The organism is Prosthecobacter sp. (genome assembly GCF_044226605.1).
In the GTDB taxonomy this organism is placed as follows: Bacteria; Verrucomicrobiota; Verrucomicrobiia; order Verrucomicrobiales; family Verrucomicrobiaceae; genus Prosthecobacter.
On record NZ_JBGAGS010000036.1, the window covers coordinates 26,797 to 42,071 of the forward strand.

The 15,275-nt window shown below is 61.4% G+C and carries 14 protein-coding genes and 1 tRNA gene; 6 read left to right on the forward strand and 9 right to left on the reverse strand.

What is annotated here, in order from left to right; genetic code table 11:
• Positions 1 to 41: 41 nt before the first annotated feature.
• From ACILSO_RS30835 to ACILSO_RS30845, 3 genes are all read right to left on the reverse strand, one after another.
• Positions 42 to 116 (reverse strand) — tRNA-Lys (locus tag ACILSO_RS30835).
• Between the two features lie 27 nt (positions 117 to 143).
• Positions 144 to 851: an HAD-IA family hydrolase gene (locus tag ACILSO_RS30840; RefSeq protein WP_395741350.1), complete on the reverse strand. Its 708-nt coding sequence runs from the start codon at positions 849 to 851 to the stop codon at positions 144 to 146.
• A 67-nt stretch (positions 852 to 918) separates the two neighbouring features.
• Positions 919 to 1,587, reverse strand: a complete 669-nt coding sequence (locus tag ACILSO_RS30845) for a hypothetical protein (RefSeq protein WP_395741351.1) — start codon at positions 1,585 to 1,587, stop codon at positions 919 to 921.
• A gap of 171 nt (positions 1,588 to 1,758) precedes the next feature.
• Here ACILSO_RS30845 and ACILSO_RS30850 point away from each other — a divergent pair, with 171 nt between their 5' ends.
• Positions 1,759 to 4,044, forward strand: a complete 2,286-nt coding sequence (locus tag ACILSO_RS30850; protein ID WP_395741352.1) for a DUF1549 domain-containing protein — start codon at positions 1,759 to 1,761, stop codon at positions 4,042 to 4,044.
• 198 nt (positions 4,045 to 4,242) lie between these two features.
• Here ACILSO_RS30850 and ACILSO_RS30855 read toward each other — a convergent pair whose 3' ends face one another.
• A complete protein-coding gene (locus ACILSO_RS30855) occupies positions 4,243 to 5,655 on the reverse strand; it encodes a DUF1501 domain-containing protein (RefSeq protein WP_395741353.1) in 1,413 nt (470 codons plus the stop codon).
• 77 nt (positions 5,656 to 5,732) lie between these two features.
• The gene (locus ACILSO_RS30860) at positions 5,733 to 6,932 is read right to left on the reverse strand and encodes a sensor histidine kinase (RefSeq protein WP_395741354.1); all 1,200 of its coding nucleotides are present in this window, start codon (positions 6,930 to 6,932) and stop codon (positions 5,733 to 5,735) included.
• A 229-nt stretch (positions 6,933 to 7,161) separates the two neighbouring features.
• Here ACILSO_RS30860 and ACILSO_RS30865 point away from each other — a divergent pair, with 229 nt between their 5' ends.
• Positions 7,162 to 7,344, forward strand: a complete 183-nt coding sequence (locus ACILSO_RS30865) for a hypothetical protein (RefSeq protein ID WP_395741355.1) — start codon at positions 7,162 to 7,164, stop codon at positions 7,342 to 7,344.
• 219 nt (positions 7,345 to 7,563) lie between these two features.
• Here the strand turns inward: ACILSO_RS30865 and ACILSO_RS30870 are convergent, their stop codons facing one another.
• Both ACILSO_RS30870 and ACILSO_RS30875 read right to left on the reverse strand, forming a co-directional pair.
• Positions 7,564 to 7,863 carry a hypothetical protein gene (locus ACILSO_RS30870; protein ID WP_395741356.1) on the reverse strand — a complete coding sequence of 100 codons (300 nt, stop codon included), beginning with the start codon at positions 7,861 to 7,863 and terminating at the stop codon, positions 7,564 to 7,566.
• Positions 7,864 to 8,033: 170 nt separating this feature from the next.
• Positions 8,034 to 9,749 (reverse strand): DUF4407 domain-containing protein, encoded by a 1,716-nt coding sequence (locus ACILSO_RS30875; RefSeq protein WP_395741357.1) that lies wholly within the window; start codon positions 9,747 to 9,749, stop codon positions 8,034 to 8,036.
• 83 nt (positions 9,750 to 9,832) lie between these two features.
• Between ACILSO_RS30875 and ACILSO_RS30880 the strand changes: the two genes are divergently transcribed.
• The 3 genes from ACILSO_RS30880 to ACILSO_RS30890 all read left to right on the forward strand — a co-directional run bounded on the left by ACILSO_RS30880 (position 9,833) and on the right by ACILSO_RS30890 (position 11,716).
• A complete protein-coding gene (locus ACILSO_RS30880) occupies positions 9,833 to 10,510 on the forward strand; it encodes a GNAT family N-acetyltransferase (RefSeq protein ID WP_395741358.1) in 678 nt (225 codons plus the stop codon).
• Positions 10,511 to 10,624: 114 nt separating this feature from the next.
• Positions 10,625 to 11,194: a hypothetical protein gene (locus ACILSO_RS30885; RefSeq protein WP_395741359.1), complete on the forward strand. Its 570-nt coding sequence runs from the start codon at positions 10,625 to 10,627 to the stop codon at positions 11,192 to 11,194.
• A gap of 99 nt (positions 11,195 to 11,293) precedes the next feature.
• On the forward strand, positions 11,294 to 11,716 hold the full coding sequence (locus tag ACILSO_RS30890; RefSeq protein ID WP_395741360.1) for a hypothetical protein: 423 nt from the start codon (positions 11,294 to 11,296) through the stop codon (positions 11,714 to 11,716).
• A 56-nt stretch (positions 11,717 to 11,772) separates the two neighbouring features.
• Here the strand turns inward: ACILSO_RS30890 and ACILSO_RS30895 are convergent, their stop codons facing one another.
• Positions 11,773 to 12,720, reverse strand: coding sequence for a class I SAM-dependent methyltransferase (locus ACILSO_RS30895; protein WP_395741361.1), 948 nt, complete (start codon positions 12,718 to 12,720; stop codon positions 11,773 to 11,775).
• 240 nt (positions 12,721 to 12,960) lie between these two features.
• Complete coding sequence (locus ACILSO_RS30900; protein ID WP_395741362.1) at positions 12,961 to 13,872, reverse strand: ThuA domain-containing protein; 912 nt, start codon at positions 13,870 to 13,872, stop codon at positions 12,961 to 12,963.
• Between the two features lie 123 nt (positions 13,873 to 13,995).
• Here ACILSO_RS30900 and ACILSO_RS30905 point away from each other — a divergent pair, with 123 nt between their 5' ends.
• Positions 13,996 to 15,270 carry a CNNM domain-containing protein gene (locus tag ACILSO_RS30905; RefSeq protein WP_395741363.1) on the forward strand — a complete coding sequence of 425 codons (1,275 nt, stop codon included), beginning with the start codon at positions 13,996 to 13,998 and terminating at the stop codon, positions 15,268 to 15,270.
• Positions 15,271 to 15,275: the final 5 nt, after the last annotated feature.

A 15,275-nucleotide genomic window follows, 5' to 3' on the forward strand; every position in this document is an offset into this window, starting at 1 on the left:
CTAGTTTCACCACCCTGCCCTGATCAGTCTCTCAGGTGAAATGGTACGCAGGGAGGGGATCGAACCCTCGACCAATTGGTTAAAAGCCAACTGCTCTACCGCTGAGCTACCTGCGCATTCCCGAAACGGGGGCGGGTATGTATTCACATCTTGGCGCTGCGCAAGCCGGAATATGCACCGGAGCGGACTTTCTGCACCAGATCAGCCAGACCGCTTTCGGGTCGCCTTACGTGATAGGCGTGGATTCCGCAGTTTTGCGCGCCTGTCAGATCACAGGTGGCGTCATCGCCGATGTGCAGCGCCTCATGGGGCTGGCAGCCGATGGCAGCCAGTGCGGCCTGAAACATGCGTGCGTGCGGTTTGGCCGCTCCGACCTCGCTGGAGATGATCACCTCCTCAAACCAGCGCAGAAGATCGTGCCCGGCCAGAATGCTGCGGAGTCGGCGGTCAAAATTGGACAGCACCAGCAGACGGTGATCGCGGGCCAGGTCGGTCAGCGCTGGCACCACATCTTCAAAAACGCTCCAGGCCTGGGGCCGGGCGTAGTAGAGATAGAGTTCGCTGAAGAGATCTTCCAGCGCGGCCTCTTCGACAGAAGCCCCCAGCACACGGCTAAAAACCAGTCCCACCAAAGTGCGCCACCAGCCGCGATCATCATCTTCGGAGCTCCGCCCTTCCGGATGCAGCGGCGGCGCAGTCTCCTTCCACGCCGTGCGAAAGGCCTGCATGAGAGCGGCCGGATCCACGGTGAGTCCGTGACGCCGGGCCACCTGCGCATAGGTGGCCCCCACAGGCTCCGCAGGACGGATCAGGGTTCCTGCGGCGTCGAAAAACAGGGCTTGGAGCGGCATGGCCGTGCTGGTAAACAAAAAACGGGAGCGACTTTGCAGCCGCTCCCGTGTGGAAGAGAGAAAGGGTTTACTTGGAGTAAGTGACCGGATTCTTCGGATTCTTGCCGTAAGTCACTTCCTGCTCAGGCTCTGGCGGAAGCATCGGCAGCTTGCAGTGCCTGCCGGAGCCAGGGAGCATGTAGCCAGCATTGAGGTCGTTCAGGCTGCCCACCATGTAGGACTTGGGCTCCGGCGGAGTGATGATGTCCACTGCGCCAAAGAGGCCGCGGCTCACGGTTTCGCCATAGGTGTACAGCGCGGACTGGTACACGCGCTTGGTGGAAACCATGCCACGCTGCATGATGCCCGTGGCCACCCCGGGCCAGCGGCGGATGGCACGCACGCCAAAGCTGGCGCCGTCATCCACGGTGTCCATCACGTAGTCGGTGTAGCGGTTCGTCTCGCGGAAAGCGATGTCGTCGGTGCGGAAGGCGACGTTTTCAGCGAGGTTGGTATAATCACGTGCCTGCTGGTCTCCGACCTTGCCGACGAAGTTGCTGCTGTCATCCACCACATCCACCACGTGGTTGGTGCCAAAACCGATGCCCTGGCTGGCGTAGCCCAGTCCTTTGTTCACGAGACCCGCGTCACGGCAGGGCAGCACAGAAGTCGGGCGGGGATTGTTCGCCAGATTTTCCTTCATGCTGGTGCAGGAGGCGAGGGTCGAGAGGAGAACAAGGGGCAGGAGCAATTTCATAGATAATAAAGTGATTCTGTCGGAAAGGAGCATCGATTGTCAAAGCTAAAATCGGCTTATTGCGGTTTCAATGGTCTTTTTCGTGCTGCAAGGCCTTTGCGGTTCTGCTTTTTACATCTTCCGAAAGACCATCGTCGGCGCTGCGTTATCGCGCCTACCCCAAAGAATCCCATGAAGCTGTCTCCACTCTGCGTCCTTCTCGCATCGTTCGCCGCATCGGCCCTGATATCCCAGGCCGCGCCCGATCTCCAGGCCACCGCCGCCAAGATTGACGAACTCGTCAACGCCAAGCTGGTCAGGGAGAAAATCCAGCCCAACAAACCCGCCAGCGATGAAGTCTTCGTCCGCCGCGTGTATCTCGATGTCGTGGGGCGCATTCCCACCCTGACCGAAACCACCGATTTCCTCAAGAGCACCGACGCCGACAAGCGCTCCAAGCTGATCAACAAGCTTCTGGCCAGCGACGGGTACGTGCAGAATTTCTACAACTACTGGGCTGACATTCTACGCATGAAAAGCCAGATGGTCGGCGGCGGCCAGAGCCTGCCTGCTTTTTACGGCTACTCCAAGTGGCTGAAGGAAAGCCTGCGGGAAAACAAGCCTTACGACCAGATGGTCCGCGAAGTCGTCACCGCCAGCGGCAAGAGCTACGAGGACGGCGCGATCGGCTTTTACATCCGCGACTATAACATGCCTTTGGACAACATGGCGGTGACCACCCAGATCTTTCTGGGCACCAGCATGGTCTGCGCACAGTGCCATAACCACCCCTTCGACAAGTGGACGCAGATGGACTATTACGAGATGGCGGCCCACACCTATGGCATGACCGGCAGCAACGGCCTGACCAACCCGCTCCTCGCCCAGGCGATCTACGGTGGCGGCACGCCCAAAAACAAGAGCAACCGCTACGGCGGCGCCGTCTCCAAATTTGACCTTCCCGAAGGCATTGAGCGCAAGGACGTCGGCCGCGCCATGACCGAAATCCTCCGCCCGCTGCGCTACAATACGGTGCTGGACCAGACGGACAAGAAGCCCCTCGTGCTGCCGCATGATTACCAGTACAAAGACGGCAAGCCCAAGCAAAAGGTCGAGCCTGTCATCCCAGCCTCCTTCAGCAAGGATGGCAAGATCGTCAAAGACGGTGTCAAGCCCATCGTCTCCTACGCCGGCTGGATGACCAGCAAGGAAAATCCGCGCTTCACCACCGTCATCGCCAACCGCCTGTGGAAGAAGCTCATGGGCCAGGGCATCATCGAACCCGTCGATGAAATCACCGACAGCACCGTACCGAGCAATCCTCAGCTCATGACCTTCCTGGAGGAGACGATGAAGTCCTCCAACTACGACATGAAGGCCGTGCTGCGTGCCATCCTGAACTCCCAGGCCTACCAGCGCGAAGCCTACACCAAGGACGTCGAACTCGGCGAAATCTACAACTTCCCCGGCCCCCTTCTCCGCCGCATGAGCGCCGAGCAGATCTGGGACAGCATGGTCGCCCTCTACAAGCCCGGCGCTGACCAGCCCAGCATCTCCACCAAGGTGGACGGCGAGATCGCCCTGCGCCGCATCGAGTGGCTCGACCGCGCCCTGAACAGCCTCTCCCCCAAGGAACTCCAGGCCTGCACCATCAAAGTCGCGCAGAAGCAGAAGGAGCTGGCCTCCGAAGTGCGCGCCGCGCAGGAGCAGATGGATGCCGCCACCAAGGCCAAGGACGAAGCCGCCATCCGCAAGGCACGCGAGGTCATCAAAAACCAGCGCAAGCACATCGACGAAGCCGTGGACGCCGTGGTCTATGACGCCGGATTCAAGCGCTTTGCTGAACTCGCCCGCGAAGGCAAGCTTGACGAGTTCACCAAGGACGAAGACTTCGCCAAGGAAGTCGCCGCAGCGATCAAGCTCAAGAAAAACGGCGAAGACCTCAGCATGGATGAAGCTCTCTCCATTCTGGCCAAGCAGCGCCGCGCCACGCTCAGCGCACAGGCCAAGGCCCGCTTCGCCACCGATGCCGAACGCTTTGAAGCGGACGACAAAAATGAAAAAGCTTCCCTCGTCGCCTGGGAAAACTTCCGCGACACGTACATGCTGCGCGCCGCAGACCTCCGCAGCCCTGCCCCCAACGGCCACTTCCTGCGCGAGTTCGGTCAGAGCGACCGCGAACTCGTGGAAAACGCCAATGATGAAGCCAGCGTCAGCCAGGCGCTCACCCTGCTGAATGGCAAGGTCTTCAACAATCTCATGAACCGCTACACCGTCATTGCCCGCGCGATGGACCGCGCCAAAAAAGACGGCCCCGAAGCGGTCATCGACACGGTGTACCTCAGCCTCCTCAGCCGCAAGGCCACCGCCGAGGAAAAAGACCTGCTCAAACCCATCGCCGACAACGCCGACGGCACCGACCGCGGCGATGTCCTCTGGACCGTGCTGAACACGCGGCAGTTCTTCTTCATTCAGTGAGGGACCGCACGCGTCCCGCGTGCTGCATCCGGCGTCCCGCCGGATGCAGACTCCAGGATCACACAGCGTGCCTCGTTCACATAAAACTGAAGGCAATCCTGAGCTGATAATCACCCAGGAGGAATCGTCCGTCATGGGACGGTTTTCCGCGAGGCGCGAAACACAGCCTGCGGGACGCAGCCGCTCCATTCCAAACCTCTACGCAATCACACCCTTCACCACTTCTCCGGCGATGTCCGTGAGACGGAAGTCGCGTCCGGCGTAGCGGTAGGTGAGCCTCAGGTGGTCCAGGCCCAGGAGGTGCAGGATGGTGGCGTGCAGATCGTGGATGTGCACCTTGTCCACGGCGGCGTAGTAGCCGTAGTCGTCCGTGGCACCGTACGCAGTGCCCGGCTTGCTGCCGCCACCGGCCAGCCACATGGTGAAGCCATGCGGATTGTGGTCGCGGCCATCGCTGCCCTGGGCCACCGGGGTGCGGCCAAATTCGCCGCCCCACACCACCAGCGTGTCATCCAGCAGACCGCGCGATTTGAGGTCTGCGAGGAGACCGGCGATGGGTTTGTCCACCTCCGCCGCGTTTTTGGTGTGGCCCTTGAGCAGATCGCTGTGCTGGTCCCACTGCACAAAGCCGTCGCTGTGTGTCACCTGCACGAAGCGCACGCCGCTTTCCGCAAAACGCCGCGCCATGAGGCACTGGCGGCCGAAATTGGCGGTCACCGGATCGTCCAGGCCGTACATCTTGCGCGTGGCTTCCGACTCGCCTGAGATGTCCTGCAGCTCCGGCATGGTGGACTGCATGCGATAGGCCAGTTCAAAGGAATTGATGCGTGCCTCCAGCGCCGCATTGGCACCCGCCACATCCAGGTGCGAGTGGTTCATCTGGGACACCAGATCCAGCTGCGCACGCTGCATTTCCGGCGAAAGCTTTTTGTTGTGAATGTGCCGCACCACCGCCTGGTCCGCGGGGATGCTGGCATTTCCCAGCGGCGTGCCCTGGCAGTGCGCCGGCAGAAAGGCGGAGCCCCAGTTGTTCACGCCGCCATGCGCCAGCGTGGGACAGATCGTGACAAAGGCGGGCAGGTCGGAGTTCTCCGTGCCCAGACCGTAGCTGACCCAGGAGCCAAGGCTTGGCCTCACGAAAGTATCGCTCCCCGTGTGCAGTTTCAGCAAGGCCCCCCCATGCGCCGGATTGGTGCCGTGCATGGAGCGGATGATGCAGAGGTCATCCACATGCTTGGCCACATGCGGAAAGAGATCGCTCACCGGCAGGCCGCTCTGGCCGTAATGGCGGAACTTCCAGGGAGACTTCAGCAGATTGCCCGTCTCCGCGAACTTGACGCGTGGCAGCGCAAAGGGCGGCGGCTTGCCGTTGTCGCGCTCCAGCAGGGGTTTTGGGTCAAAGGTGTCCACCTGAGAGGGGCCGCCCTTCATCAGCAGAAAGATCACACGCTTGGCCCTGGCCGGAAAATGCGGCTGCTTCGGCGCCAGCGGATCGATCACCGCCGCTTTGGCGGACTCCAGGCCCAGCACCCCTTGCAAGGCCAGATAGCCAAAACCCGCGCAGGAACTGCGCAGCATCTCACGGCGGCTGAAGGGGGGCATGGCAGGCATGGCTTTCACATAGCAGCATACGGGCCGGAACAGCCGCCTCTTGCTGCCAGCGTAACTGGCGCACCAGCCGCCCTGCCTCAGCGCAGCAGCCGGGGCAGCGACAACTGGAAGGTGGCTCCACTGCCCTCCTCCGATTCAAAGGTGATTTCCCCGCCCATCAGATGCGCCAGATGCCGTGAGGCCAGCAGCCCCAGCCTGAGTCCTGAGAAGGTGGAACCCTCCAGGTGATGGATCACCCGAAACATCTGGCGGGCCTCCGCCAGGCGGATGCCGTGGCCATTGTCCGTCACCGTCAGCAGCATGCGCTCCGGGCCAGCCTCAGAAACCTCCACCTGCACGAGTCCGGACTTGGCGGCATGGATGGCATTGCTCAATAGATTGTCCGCAATGACACTGAGCTTGCCGGGGTCGGCGAGGACCATCGCCGGGCCGCTGCTCTGCCGGCAGGTCACCTGCGTGCGGCTGGTCCGGGCCAGGCTGCGATGGCGCAGTTCCAGATCTTGAAGAAATCGGCCGAGATCGACCGTCTCAAGCCGTTCGGGGCATTCACCCGCCAGCAGCGGCGCATAGCTGTGCATCCGGTCCAGCAGTTCCTGCAGGCGGATCCCGTTTGCCGAGAGCCGCTGCATGACATCGGACGCCCCCGCCTCCCGCGGAAATTCCACCAGGGACGTCGCATGCAGAACCACCGACTGCAGGGTGTTTCGCAGTTCGTGAATGACTCCCTGCAGCAGCTGGACGCGTGAGTGCGCGGCAGTGCCGGCGCTCCCGGAGTCCGCAGCCAGTCTCTCGCTTGCATGCTCGATCTGCCTAGTGCGCAAGGAAAGCTCCGCCTCCTGAGCCGCCACAAAGTCCAGGCAAAAATGCGCAACCTTCTGGTCAAAGAAAAGCCTCGTCTCCCGGCAGGCTTCCTCCAAGAAAGTCTCCGCCACCGATCCCTTGAGCCGTTTCAGCTCCAAAACGACCACCTCGCTGACACCAGCAAGCGCCTTGATGACCACATCCAGCCGCAGTTCCGCCAGGCACTTCAGGCTTTCCGCGCCCGCAGCGGGCACGGCTTCCTTCCCCGCCATCACCCGGGGGAGCAGCGTTATCAGTTCATTCAGCAGAAGAGGAAGATTGCCCGGCACTGCATCCAGCTGGGCCGCGCGAACGCGCTCCGTGCTCGCACTGGCAAACGCGGCGGCGCATGCGGCCTCGATCCGATCGCTGTTCGCCATCAGAGACTGCCCCATTTTTTCGATGTCTGAAAGTGAACGTGGCTCCGGTAACGTCATTCGGGTGCTTTATACGCTTGGATATGGCAGTGGGCGGCACAAATCGTCTTTAGTCTGAGGTGGCGCTAAAGCCGACAACCAATAGGCGTCTGTAGAGCGCAAATAGGACGGCCCCTGCGCACCCCATTTCACCTCCAAACACGGCCGTTCAGAAATCGGAAATCCTTTAGATGCACGCACGCGAAATCGGTGTTGCACGCGATCTCAGGTCGAAACCCAGTTCAAAGCCATGTCATCCATCATTACCGTAGAACGAGTAGAGACCAAGCAGACCCTCATCGAAGTCGCCGCAGAAACTCCCGAACAGGCGTTCAAGGAGGTGAAGGCCGGCCAGGGCCACGCACTCGGAACCGTCAAAAATTCCGAGCTTTTGATCCGCGACACCTCAGCGCCAAAATCCGCGAAGAAGTAGCGTGCGCCCTCACCATCCATCCTCTCGGATTCCTTGAGCGTCGGCGTGCTTCGGCAGGCGCTGATCCGAGAGGTGCAGTCTTCTCGAATATCCCTCCTCTCGATAGAGAGAGAGCTCCTTCAACGACCGCCGGGGAGTCGGCATGCTGTCCCTGCCCCCGTTGTGTCCCTTGGTTTGCCAACGCGCCGCCTCGTCCGCACTCTGTTTGCACAACGCCATTCAGCGTGGCTTCAGCACTCCCTCCAGATTGGCGTTGAGCTTGCACTGAGACCGCTGCCAGATCTCATCCATTAAGTCGGGGAGCGAATCGAAAAAATCCGTGGAGGTGAAAACGAGGGTCTTCCCCTTCGCCTTGATGAAAACACAGTGGGCCACACGGCTCCATGCCATCTCCTCAATCTCCGTCCATGGGATCACCTTGCTGGAGCGCAATCGTGAGACGACGAGTCCTTCATCGGTCACTTCATAACGATTGAGGGCGCTGGCCCAGTAGAGCCACGCGACCAAAAATGCGAGCACGAGACAAACAGCGGTGAAAGCAATTCGTCCCACCGTGCCGCCCCGAAAAACTGGCTCACCACTCACCCGATAAATCATCCAGCCCATAAACACCGGGAAACCGCCGCACAGCAAATGCACGATTGGTGAATGATGGTAGGTCTTCACAAGCGTCCTGAATCAAGACAACCTCACGCACGCCCCGTTGCCGGAGTGCGGTGGCGGTCGTCGTGGAAGTATTTTTCCATGCGCTCCCGCAAGTCGGCGTAGAAGTTGCGGGACATTTCTTCGATGGCCTCCGCCGTGTGGCTCACACCGCTCTTCGCCGCCAGCTCGCGCGCCACGCGGCTGCGCTCTTCAAATTCACGCTCCAGATCCATGAGATAAACGAGGAATTCCTTCGCCGAGCGCGCGCCGTCCACACTGGTGACGAGGGAGCGCTCCATGGTCTTGTTGCGCGTCAGGTTCAGCATCTTGCTCCCCGCCAGCTCCTTCATCTGCAGGCTGAAGCCCTCCATGAAGGCCTTGCGCTCGCCGTCAAATCCCATTTCCTCACGGTCCACCATGGTGTCGTACGGTCCGGGCTTGGAGAAGAATTTCATGATCAGCGGAATGGTGTCCACCAGCATGAAGAGCATGGTCAGCACCAGATACGCCACCAGCGCAAAGGTGCCGCCCTGCGCTCCCTGCTCAAACAGCTCATGCAGCGCCAGCGTCTGCTTCAGGATGTCCCGGCGCGGTTCGGCGCGGATTTTGGCGATGCGCAGCTCCTCGTCCTGGCCGAGCTGGGCGATCTCCTCGTTCATGTTTTTCTGCTGCAGCAGCAGGCCGTCGATCTGCGTCTTCAGCGTCTCGCGGATGGCGTTCTGCTGGCCCACAAACTGGTCCGCCTGCTCCGTCTGCACCTTCTGCTTCAGCGCGGCCACGCGTTCGCGCTCGGCTTTGTCGCGGGCGGCGTCTTCGGCGGCCCTGGCGTCCAGCTCGGCATTCACGCCGTCCTCGGCGGCCTTGATCTCCGCCACCACGGCCACCCGGTTTTTCGTCATCGTGTCCAGCACGCCGCTGAGGCGTGCAGACTCCGCACGCCGCCAGGTGAGCTGGTCTTCCTGGATGCTCTTGGCACGCGGCCCCAGGCCAATGATGCCGCTGCGCTGGCCGTTCACCTCACGCTCAAACTCGGACTGCCAGTGGTTCAGCTCCTCGGCGATCTTTTGGTAATCCTTGCTCAGCGTGGCCATCTCCGCGTCCAGCTTGGCCAGGCGCTCTTTGCCCGGGGCCACCGCTTCGGCGACCTTGCCTTCGCGCGCAGCCTTCGCAGCCTTTTCGTCATCGGTCAGCGGCTTCTCGATCGGCTTGCCGTTGTCGTCCAGAAATTTGGCGTTGAAGGTCGCGTTCCAATTCTCGCGCTGCTTGGCGATCTCCTCCTCCAGCGGCACCAGGCGCGCCTCCACGGCCACCTTCTGTTGCTTGGAAGTCTCGCGTGCGCCTTCGATCTCATCCTGCCGGTGCTTTTCAATGACGGAGGTGATCGTGTCCTTGAACAGCAGCAGCGTCAGCGGGTGGGAAATCGTGATCCCCATCAGCGCCGCCACCACCATGCGCAGAGAGAACTGCGAGAGCTTGCGAAAAAATGACTGGTAGGCGCGGTACGTGGCCAGCAGCGCACGGTCCACCGTGAGGATGATGAACGACCACACCAGCGACACCGGTGCAATGACATACCAGTTGTCCGTCAGCGTGCTCAGCGCATACGCGCAGGCGATGATGGCAAAGGTGGAGGGCACCAGCACCGTGGCGCCAAAGGCCACGTATTTACGCCGTTCCCAGGCAGGGCAGGCGTCGAGGTTGTCGGAAGAGGCTGCGGAGAGCCAGAAAAAAACGCGTTCAATGCGTTGTAGAAGATTCATGGGCGTAAGGGCTGCCGTTCGGTGAGTGTGCGGGCAGGCGCGGGATTGTCAATCAGCGGGAATGGATTAATAAGGCCCCTCCTATGACGCCAGTCCTCGACGATGCATTCATTTGCGATTCCGTTCCCGCGGAAGTCATGGACCAGGTCTGGGCCGCAGGCTGGCGGCATTTCGGCAGGCATTTCTTTCGCTACAGCCTGCAGCAGGCCGGCTGCGGGGGGCTGCAGACCATCACGCCGCTGCGCATCCAGCTCGCCACCTGCACCTTCAGCAAAAGCCAGCGCCGCGTGCTGAACAAAAACACCGGTCTGCGCACCGAGATCTCCCCCGCCGCCCTCGACGGAGATCTGCGCGCCCTCTTCCAGCGCCACAAGCGCCGCTTCACCCACAACATCCCCGAAACCCTCGAAACCTTCCTCGGCCCCGATCCCGCCAAAGGCCCCTGTGAATGCCGCATGCTCCGTGTCTTCGAAAACGACCGCCTCATCGCCGCCAGCTTTTTCGACGTGGGCCAGCACTCCGCCTCCAGCGTGTATGCCTTCTTTGAACCCGAGTGCTCCAAACGCAGCCTCGGCACCTACACGCTCCTCCTGGAAATCCAGCACTGCCAAAATGCAGGCCTCCGCTGGCTCTACACTGGGTACGCCACCCGGGAACCGAGCGTGTATGATTACAAAAAGCAGTTTCGCAGCACGGAGTACCTGGACTGGCGCACGGCCGGGTGGGGGCCACTCAGCCCCTTCGAAGCCCCCATCGCATAGCAGTCAGCTTTCCGGCAGAGACAGCCGCGACCTTTGAGGATTGACTTCTGTCACGTCAGTGAGTCATGCTTCCGACGTGACCGCTTCCGCTCATTCCCCCGAAACACCGGCCCCATGATCAAGAAGAGACGCCATCCCCTCTTCCTCTTTCTGCTGCTCATGGTGTCCCTGCTGCTGGCGGTCATCTACTGGTGGTCCGGTGACCTGGCTGAACTCTATTGCGGCAGCGGGCAGCCGTCGCAGAGAGCCGCGGCGGTCAAGACTGTCATCAACATCCCCTTTCTGCGCAAAGCCAGCCTTGTCGAAGTGGCGGCCTCTCGTTGCTTCAAGAGAAGCGGAGGAGAAATGCTTCAGATCCTCCGCGGGCGGTACTCTGAAGCTGTGCTGCTGGACGAGGTGGAGTCCCAGTGGCGCAGCAAGCTGGCCGCAGGAGAGTACTACAAGGCGGGGATCATGCTGACCTTTGCCCACACCCTCGCTCCCGAAGGCTTTCGCTCCCGGGTGCGCAAAGCGGAAGTCGAACAGCTCGTTCACGGACTGGGTCCGAATTTGGACGCGTTCCTGTCATGGAACTGGAAACGTGTCGTCATGGATGAGAGGGCCTTTGAGAAATACTACGCCTTCACTCCTGAGCAACGTTTTGAGTTCACCCTGGCCGATCTCAAGGCCTACCCGCTGCGTTGAAGCCTCCTGAACAGGGTGCGGTTTCAGGGATGCCCGTCTCCGCAAAAAGATAAACGCACGGGGTGCCTTGGACGCGATGCCATTGAAAAAGGAACTCGCATGAAAACATCTCGCTCATCCCGCTCAGAGGAATCTGCGGACACCTCCTCCGCACCTGCGGCGGACCGGCCCGCCACCGCGTTGGACTCTGAAACCCCGCAGCCCACAGTCCTTGAAGACACAGAGGCCAGGATCCTGCTGGCCGAAGATCCCTTGGGAAACCTGCCCCTGCCGCCGGAAATCGTATCCCCTCGTCTCGCCGAACTCGAAACCTGGGACGCTCCTGCCGGGGAGTCCGGCTATCGGGTCCCCCCGCAAGCCGCCGAAGACGAAGCCGAGTTCCCGGAAGTGCTGGCCGAAGAAGGCGCCGACGAAGCGGAAGAAGAACGCCTCGCGGTTCAGCAGGGCGAGGAAGAACGCCTCGAACGCGAACTCGAAGAAGCCGACGAAGAAGAGGAGAAGACGAAGAATCTCAAGTCTTGAGATTCTACGCGCTCGAGCGCTCCCACGAAGCCCCGTTTCCCTCCTGGCTTCCCTTCCTACCGGCGGATGTGCAGAAACAGGTTCACGCCCTCCGGCTCCCAGTTGACTTCGATGGAATCTGCGAGCGCTCCGGCTTGCAATGCCAGATCGCGCAAGTGGTCCTGCGTGCGGTGCTGCAGCACCCAGTCGCCCAGCAGCTCCATGTAGTCGCGGCTCGGGTTGTAGGTGGAAAAATTCCCCACCACCACCTCGCCGCCGCGTTTGGTCACGGCCATCAGTGCCTTGAGCAGGAAGACAAAGGTGCGGTCGGTCAGGTAGTCAAACAGTCCCGCGGACCACACCAGTTCGTAGCCCTTGGCCGGCAGGAAACGCAGCACGTTGCGGTGGTAAAACTCCACCCGCTTTGAAAAGGGCTCACAAAGCTTCTTGGCACGCTCGATGGCATGGATTTCGGCGTCCACGCAATCGAAAAACACCTCGCGCTCGGGATTGTCGAGCACCCATTCCCGCACATCCCGTGCCGGGCCGCTGGCCACGTTCAGCACGCTCAGCGGGGCCTTGGTGCGCTCGGCGGAATGGGAATGCAGCAGTTGGTGAAAGTAGGCCTTGCGATTGCGCACGGCATTCGGTGCCGCCTGCGAGTGGAAATACAGATCCCAGCGCCGCAGGTGCGGCTCCTGGGCGGTCTGCAGGGTATAGATGGCCTCGATGATCTCAAAGTCGCCGCTATAGCCGTATTTTTTCCCGAGCGCCCGTGCCTGCATGGTCCCGGCCAGATAGCGATTTGTAACGTCGTGCGCGTAAGCAAGCACGTCTTCCCTCGCGATCACCTTGGCACGCACCGCGTCTCCCAAGTGGCGCAGCGTGCGGTTGACATGCGCGTAGTCGCTCGGAACGGGCCCCCCGCTGGCAATCAGATCGCGCAGCACGGCATCGCATTCGATCAACGGCGCAAAGTCATTCTTACGGACTGGGGTGCGTTCCTGTTGGGCAAGGGGCGGCATGCGCTGGTAGTGACAAGATGGCGGCCGTGCTCCGGCCTTAATTCCTTGATAATAAGCCCTTCTTGACCTTCCGGGAAGAAAAAAATTACAGGGATCTTGTTATATCACACCCCTTTAGTTCCAATAATTATGCCTGTATGCAACGGCATGAGAAACCGCGCTGCCGCCAGCCCAAGTCTGCCAAGCAGACACAGCGCAACTTGGAACTTAAAACCTGAAACTTTAAATCCGGAACTCAGCTCACGGCTTCTTCGGCTTTGGCGCTTCCTGCTTGGGGTAGCCTTCCAGCTTCACCACGCTCACCGCCGCTTCGGTCGGGAAATCCGCCGGCACTGCGGCCGTGCGCTCCGCTTTACCGGTGGCAACCCACTCGGTGCCGCGCTGCAGGAAGGTGTAGAAGCCGCGGTCCAGCATGGAGTAGTCCGCGTGGCCCAGCGTGGTGTGAAACACGCGGCCCTTCTGGAAGTTGAGCACCATGTTGTTCGGCTCGCTCACCGCAGTGAGGTCGGACACGGAGGAGGTGAGGATGTCCACGTTCTCCGCCGGGCCGCGCAGCTTGCTGTACAGCTCGTCCTTTGCATGCATCCAGCGCTGGGGCAGCCCCTTGGTGATGGGATGGTCCGGATTGCGCGTCTCCACCACAAACTCATGCTGCGCCCCGTGCGCGCCGCCATTGCCCGCCACGGTGTCGCGGAAGAGCTTGCCGTCCTTCACATAAAGCCAGGGGCCGGACTTTTCATTGCGACCACCCCAGCCGCCCACGCCGATCATTTCATTGTATTCCTTCCAGTCCGGAAAGGAATTGTTTGCCGCATGCACCGAAACAAAGCCACCGCCATCCGCCACGTATTTCACAAACGCGTCGCGCACGTTCTGCGGCCAGGGTTCGCCGTTGTAGTTGCTCACCACCGCCGCGTAGTCGCTGAACATGGGCTTCCACGCGTGCCAGGCCTCCTTGGGCGACCCCTTGGGCGGCGTGGTGCTCACATCCACTGTAAAGGCGCTGCTGGTCTCCAGCGCATTGCGCAGCACCGGCGTGGTGATGTCCCACTTGTGGTTGTTCTGGCCGTCCACGATGAGGACTTTCAGTTTGTCGGCGGCCTGCAGGCTGGTGACTGCACAAACGAGGAGGGCAAGGAAGAGAGAGCGCATGGTTGGAAGGCCCGTTGCTATCAGGCGGGGGCAGTTTTGGCAAGAACGAACCCATGTGCAGGTATGTAATTCACCTTGACCCCCGGCTGTGCTACTCCCTCACTGAGCTGTCTCCCCCCTTAGATGTCCCTGCTTGTTTCCTCCCTCCTCTACCTGGCGCTGCTTCTGCTGCTCGCGGTTATTTCCGCCACGGAGACCGCCATCCACAGCGCGCGGGACATGGAGGCCCAGCTGCTCGCCGCCGGCGAGGGGGCGGTGGCCAAAAAACTGCGGGCCATCACCGCCAATCCCTTTGCGCAGCTCCACCACACCCTGCTGCTCTCGGCAGCGCTGAACCTCGCGCTCGCAGCGCTGGGCCTGTGGATCGTCACCGGTCCGCTGCGCGCTTTGGGGTGGAATGCCTGGCTCACATCATCCGTCCTATTCTTGGCAACCGTCCTGCTAGGAGACATGGCCCCCAAATTTTTCGCCGCACGCAATCCCTCCGTGGTTCTGCTCGGCAGCCTGCGTTTGCTGCACCCGCTGCGCAACGTGCTCGACCCCCTGGCCTCCCTCGTCGATCGCACCACCGACTTCCTGCTGCAAAAACTCGTCACCCGCCACATCAAGACGCGCATGCCGGTGACGCGGGATGAATTTGAAACCCTGGTGGAAATGCGCCAGGAGCAGGGCCTGCTGGACAGCGACGAGAGCGCCATGATCCACGAGGCGCTCGACATCGAGGCCCTCACCGTGCGCGACTGCATGATCCCGCGGGTGGATCTCGCCCTCATGAGCAGCGAGGACGCGCCGCAGAAAGCCGCCGCCATTTTGGAAAAATCCGCCAGCCGCTTCGTCATCGTTTACGGGGAGACCCCCGACTCTGTGGAAGGCGTGCTGGACACCGCCGCCTGGAAGCTGGCCAACCGCCCCGAGTGGCGCACCCTCATGCACGCGCCCGCCTTTGTGCCGGAAACCATGCCCGTGCTCGAGGTGCTGGAGCATCACCTGCAGGGCAGTGACCAGCCGGTGCTGATCGCCGATGAATACGGCGGACTCGAAGGCATGATCACCCGCCGCGAGATCGCCGACTGGCTGCTTTACGAAGCCGCCCCCTGGCACGGTGAAACTTCAGAAATTCGCGACCTCGGCAACGGCCGCTACCTCCTCGATGGCGGCACACGTCTGGATCATCTCAGAGAAGAACTCGCGCTCGACCTCAACCTCGATCTGGACGTCGGCGGCATCGACACCATCGGCGGACTCGTTTTCAACCAACTCGGTCATGTGCCCAAGCCCGGCGAGCGCATCAGCATCAACGATGCGGACATCAAGGTGCGCCGCATCGTGCGCGCCCGCATTCAGGAGGTGGAGCTCCGCCTCAAACCCAAGCCCGATGAAGACGCCGCAGACGCCTAACCCCC

What these genes read in the sequence shown, in the direction of transcription:
- ACILSO_RS30840 (WP_395741350.1), bottom strand. Translation starts at nt 851, where the DNA reads ATGCCGCTCCAAGCCCTGTTTTTCGACGCCGCAGGAACCCTGATCCGT.
- ACILSO_RS30845 (WP_395741351.1), bottom strand. Translation starts at nt 1,587, where the DNA reads ATGAAATTGCTCCTGCCCCTTGTTCTCCTCTCGACCCTCGCCTCCTGC.
- ACILSO_RS30850 (WP_395741352.1), top strand. Translation starts at nt 1,759, where the DNA reads ATGAAGCTGTCTCCACTCTGCGTCCTTCTCGCATCGTTCGCCGCATCG.
- ACILSO_RS30855 (WP_395741353.1), bottom strand. Translation starts at nt 5,655, where the DNA reads ATGCCTGCCATGCCCCCCTTCAGCCGCCGTGAGATGCTGCGCAGTTCC.
- ACILSO_RS30860 (WP_395741354.1), bottom strand. Translation starts at nt 6,932, where the DNA reads ATGACGTTACCGGAGCCACGTTCACTTTCAGACATCGAAAAAATGGGG.
- ACILSO_RS30865 (WP_395741355.1), top strand. Translation starts at nt 7,162, where the DNA reads ATGTCATCCATCATTACCGTAGAACGAGTAGAGACCAAGCAGACCCTC.
- ACILSO_RS30875 (WP_395741357.1), bottom strand. Translation starts at nt 9,749, where the DNA reads ATGAATCTTCTACAACGCATTGAACGCGTTTTTTTCTGGCTCTCCGCA.
- ACILSO_RS30880 (WP_395741358.1), top strand. Translation starts at nt 9,833, where the DNA reads ATGACGCCAGTCCTCGACGATGCATTCATTTGCGATTCCGTTCCCGCG.
- ACILSO_RS30885 (WP_395741359.1), top strand. Translation starts at nt 10,625, where the DNA reads ATGATCAAGAAGAGACGCCATCCCCTCTTCCTCTTTCTGCTGCTCATG.
- ACILSO_RS30890 (WP_395741360.1), top strand. Translation starts at nt 11,294, where the DNA reads ATGAAAACATCTCGCTCATCCCGCTCAGAGGAATCTGCGGACACCTCC.
- ACILSO_RS30895 (WP_395741361.1), bottom strand. Translation starts at nt 12,720, where the DNA reads ATGCCGCCCCTTGCCCAACAGGAACGCACCCCAGTCCGTAAGAATGAC.
- ACILSO_RS30900 (WP_395741362.1), bottom strand. Translation starts at nt 13,872, where the DNA reads ATGCGCTCTCTCTTCCTTGCCCTCCTCGTTTGTGCAGTCACCAGCCTG.
- ACILSO_RS30905 (WP_395741363.1), top strand. Translation starts at nt 13,996, where the DNA reads ATGTCCCTGCTTGTTTCCTCCCTCCTCTACCTGGCGCTGCTTCTGCTG.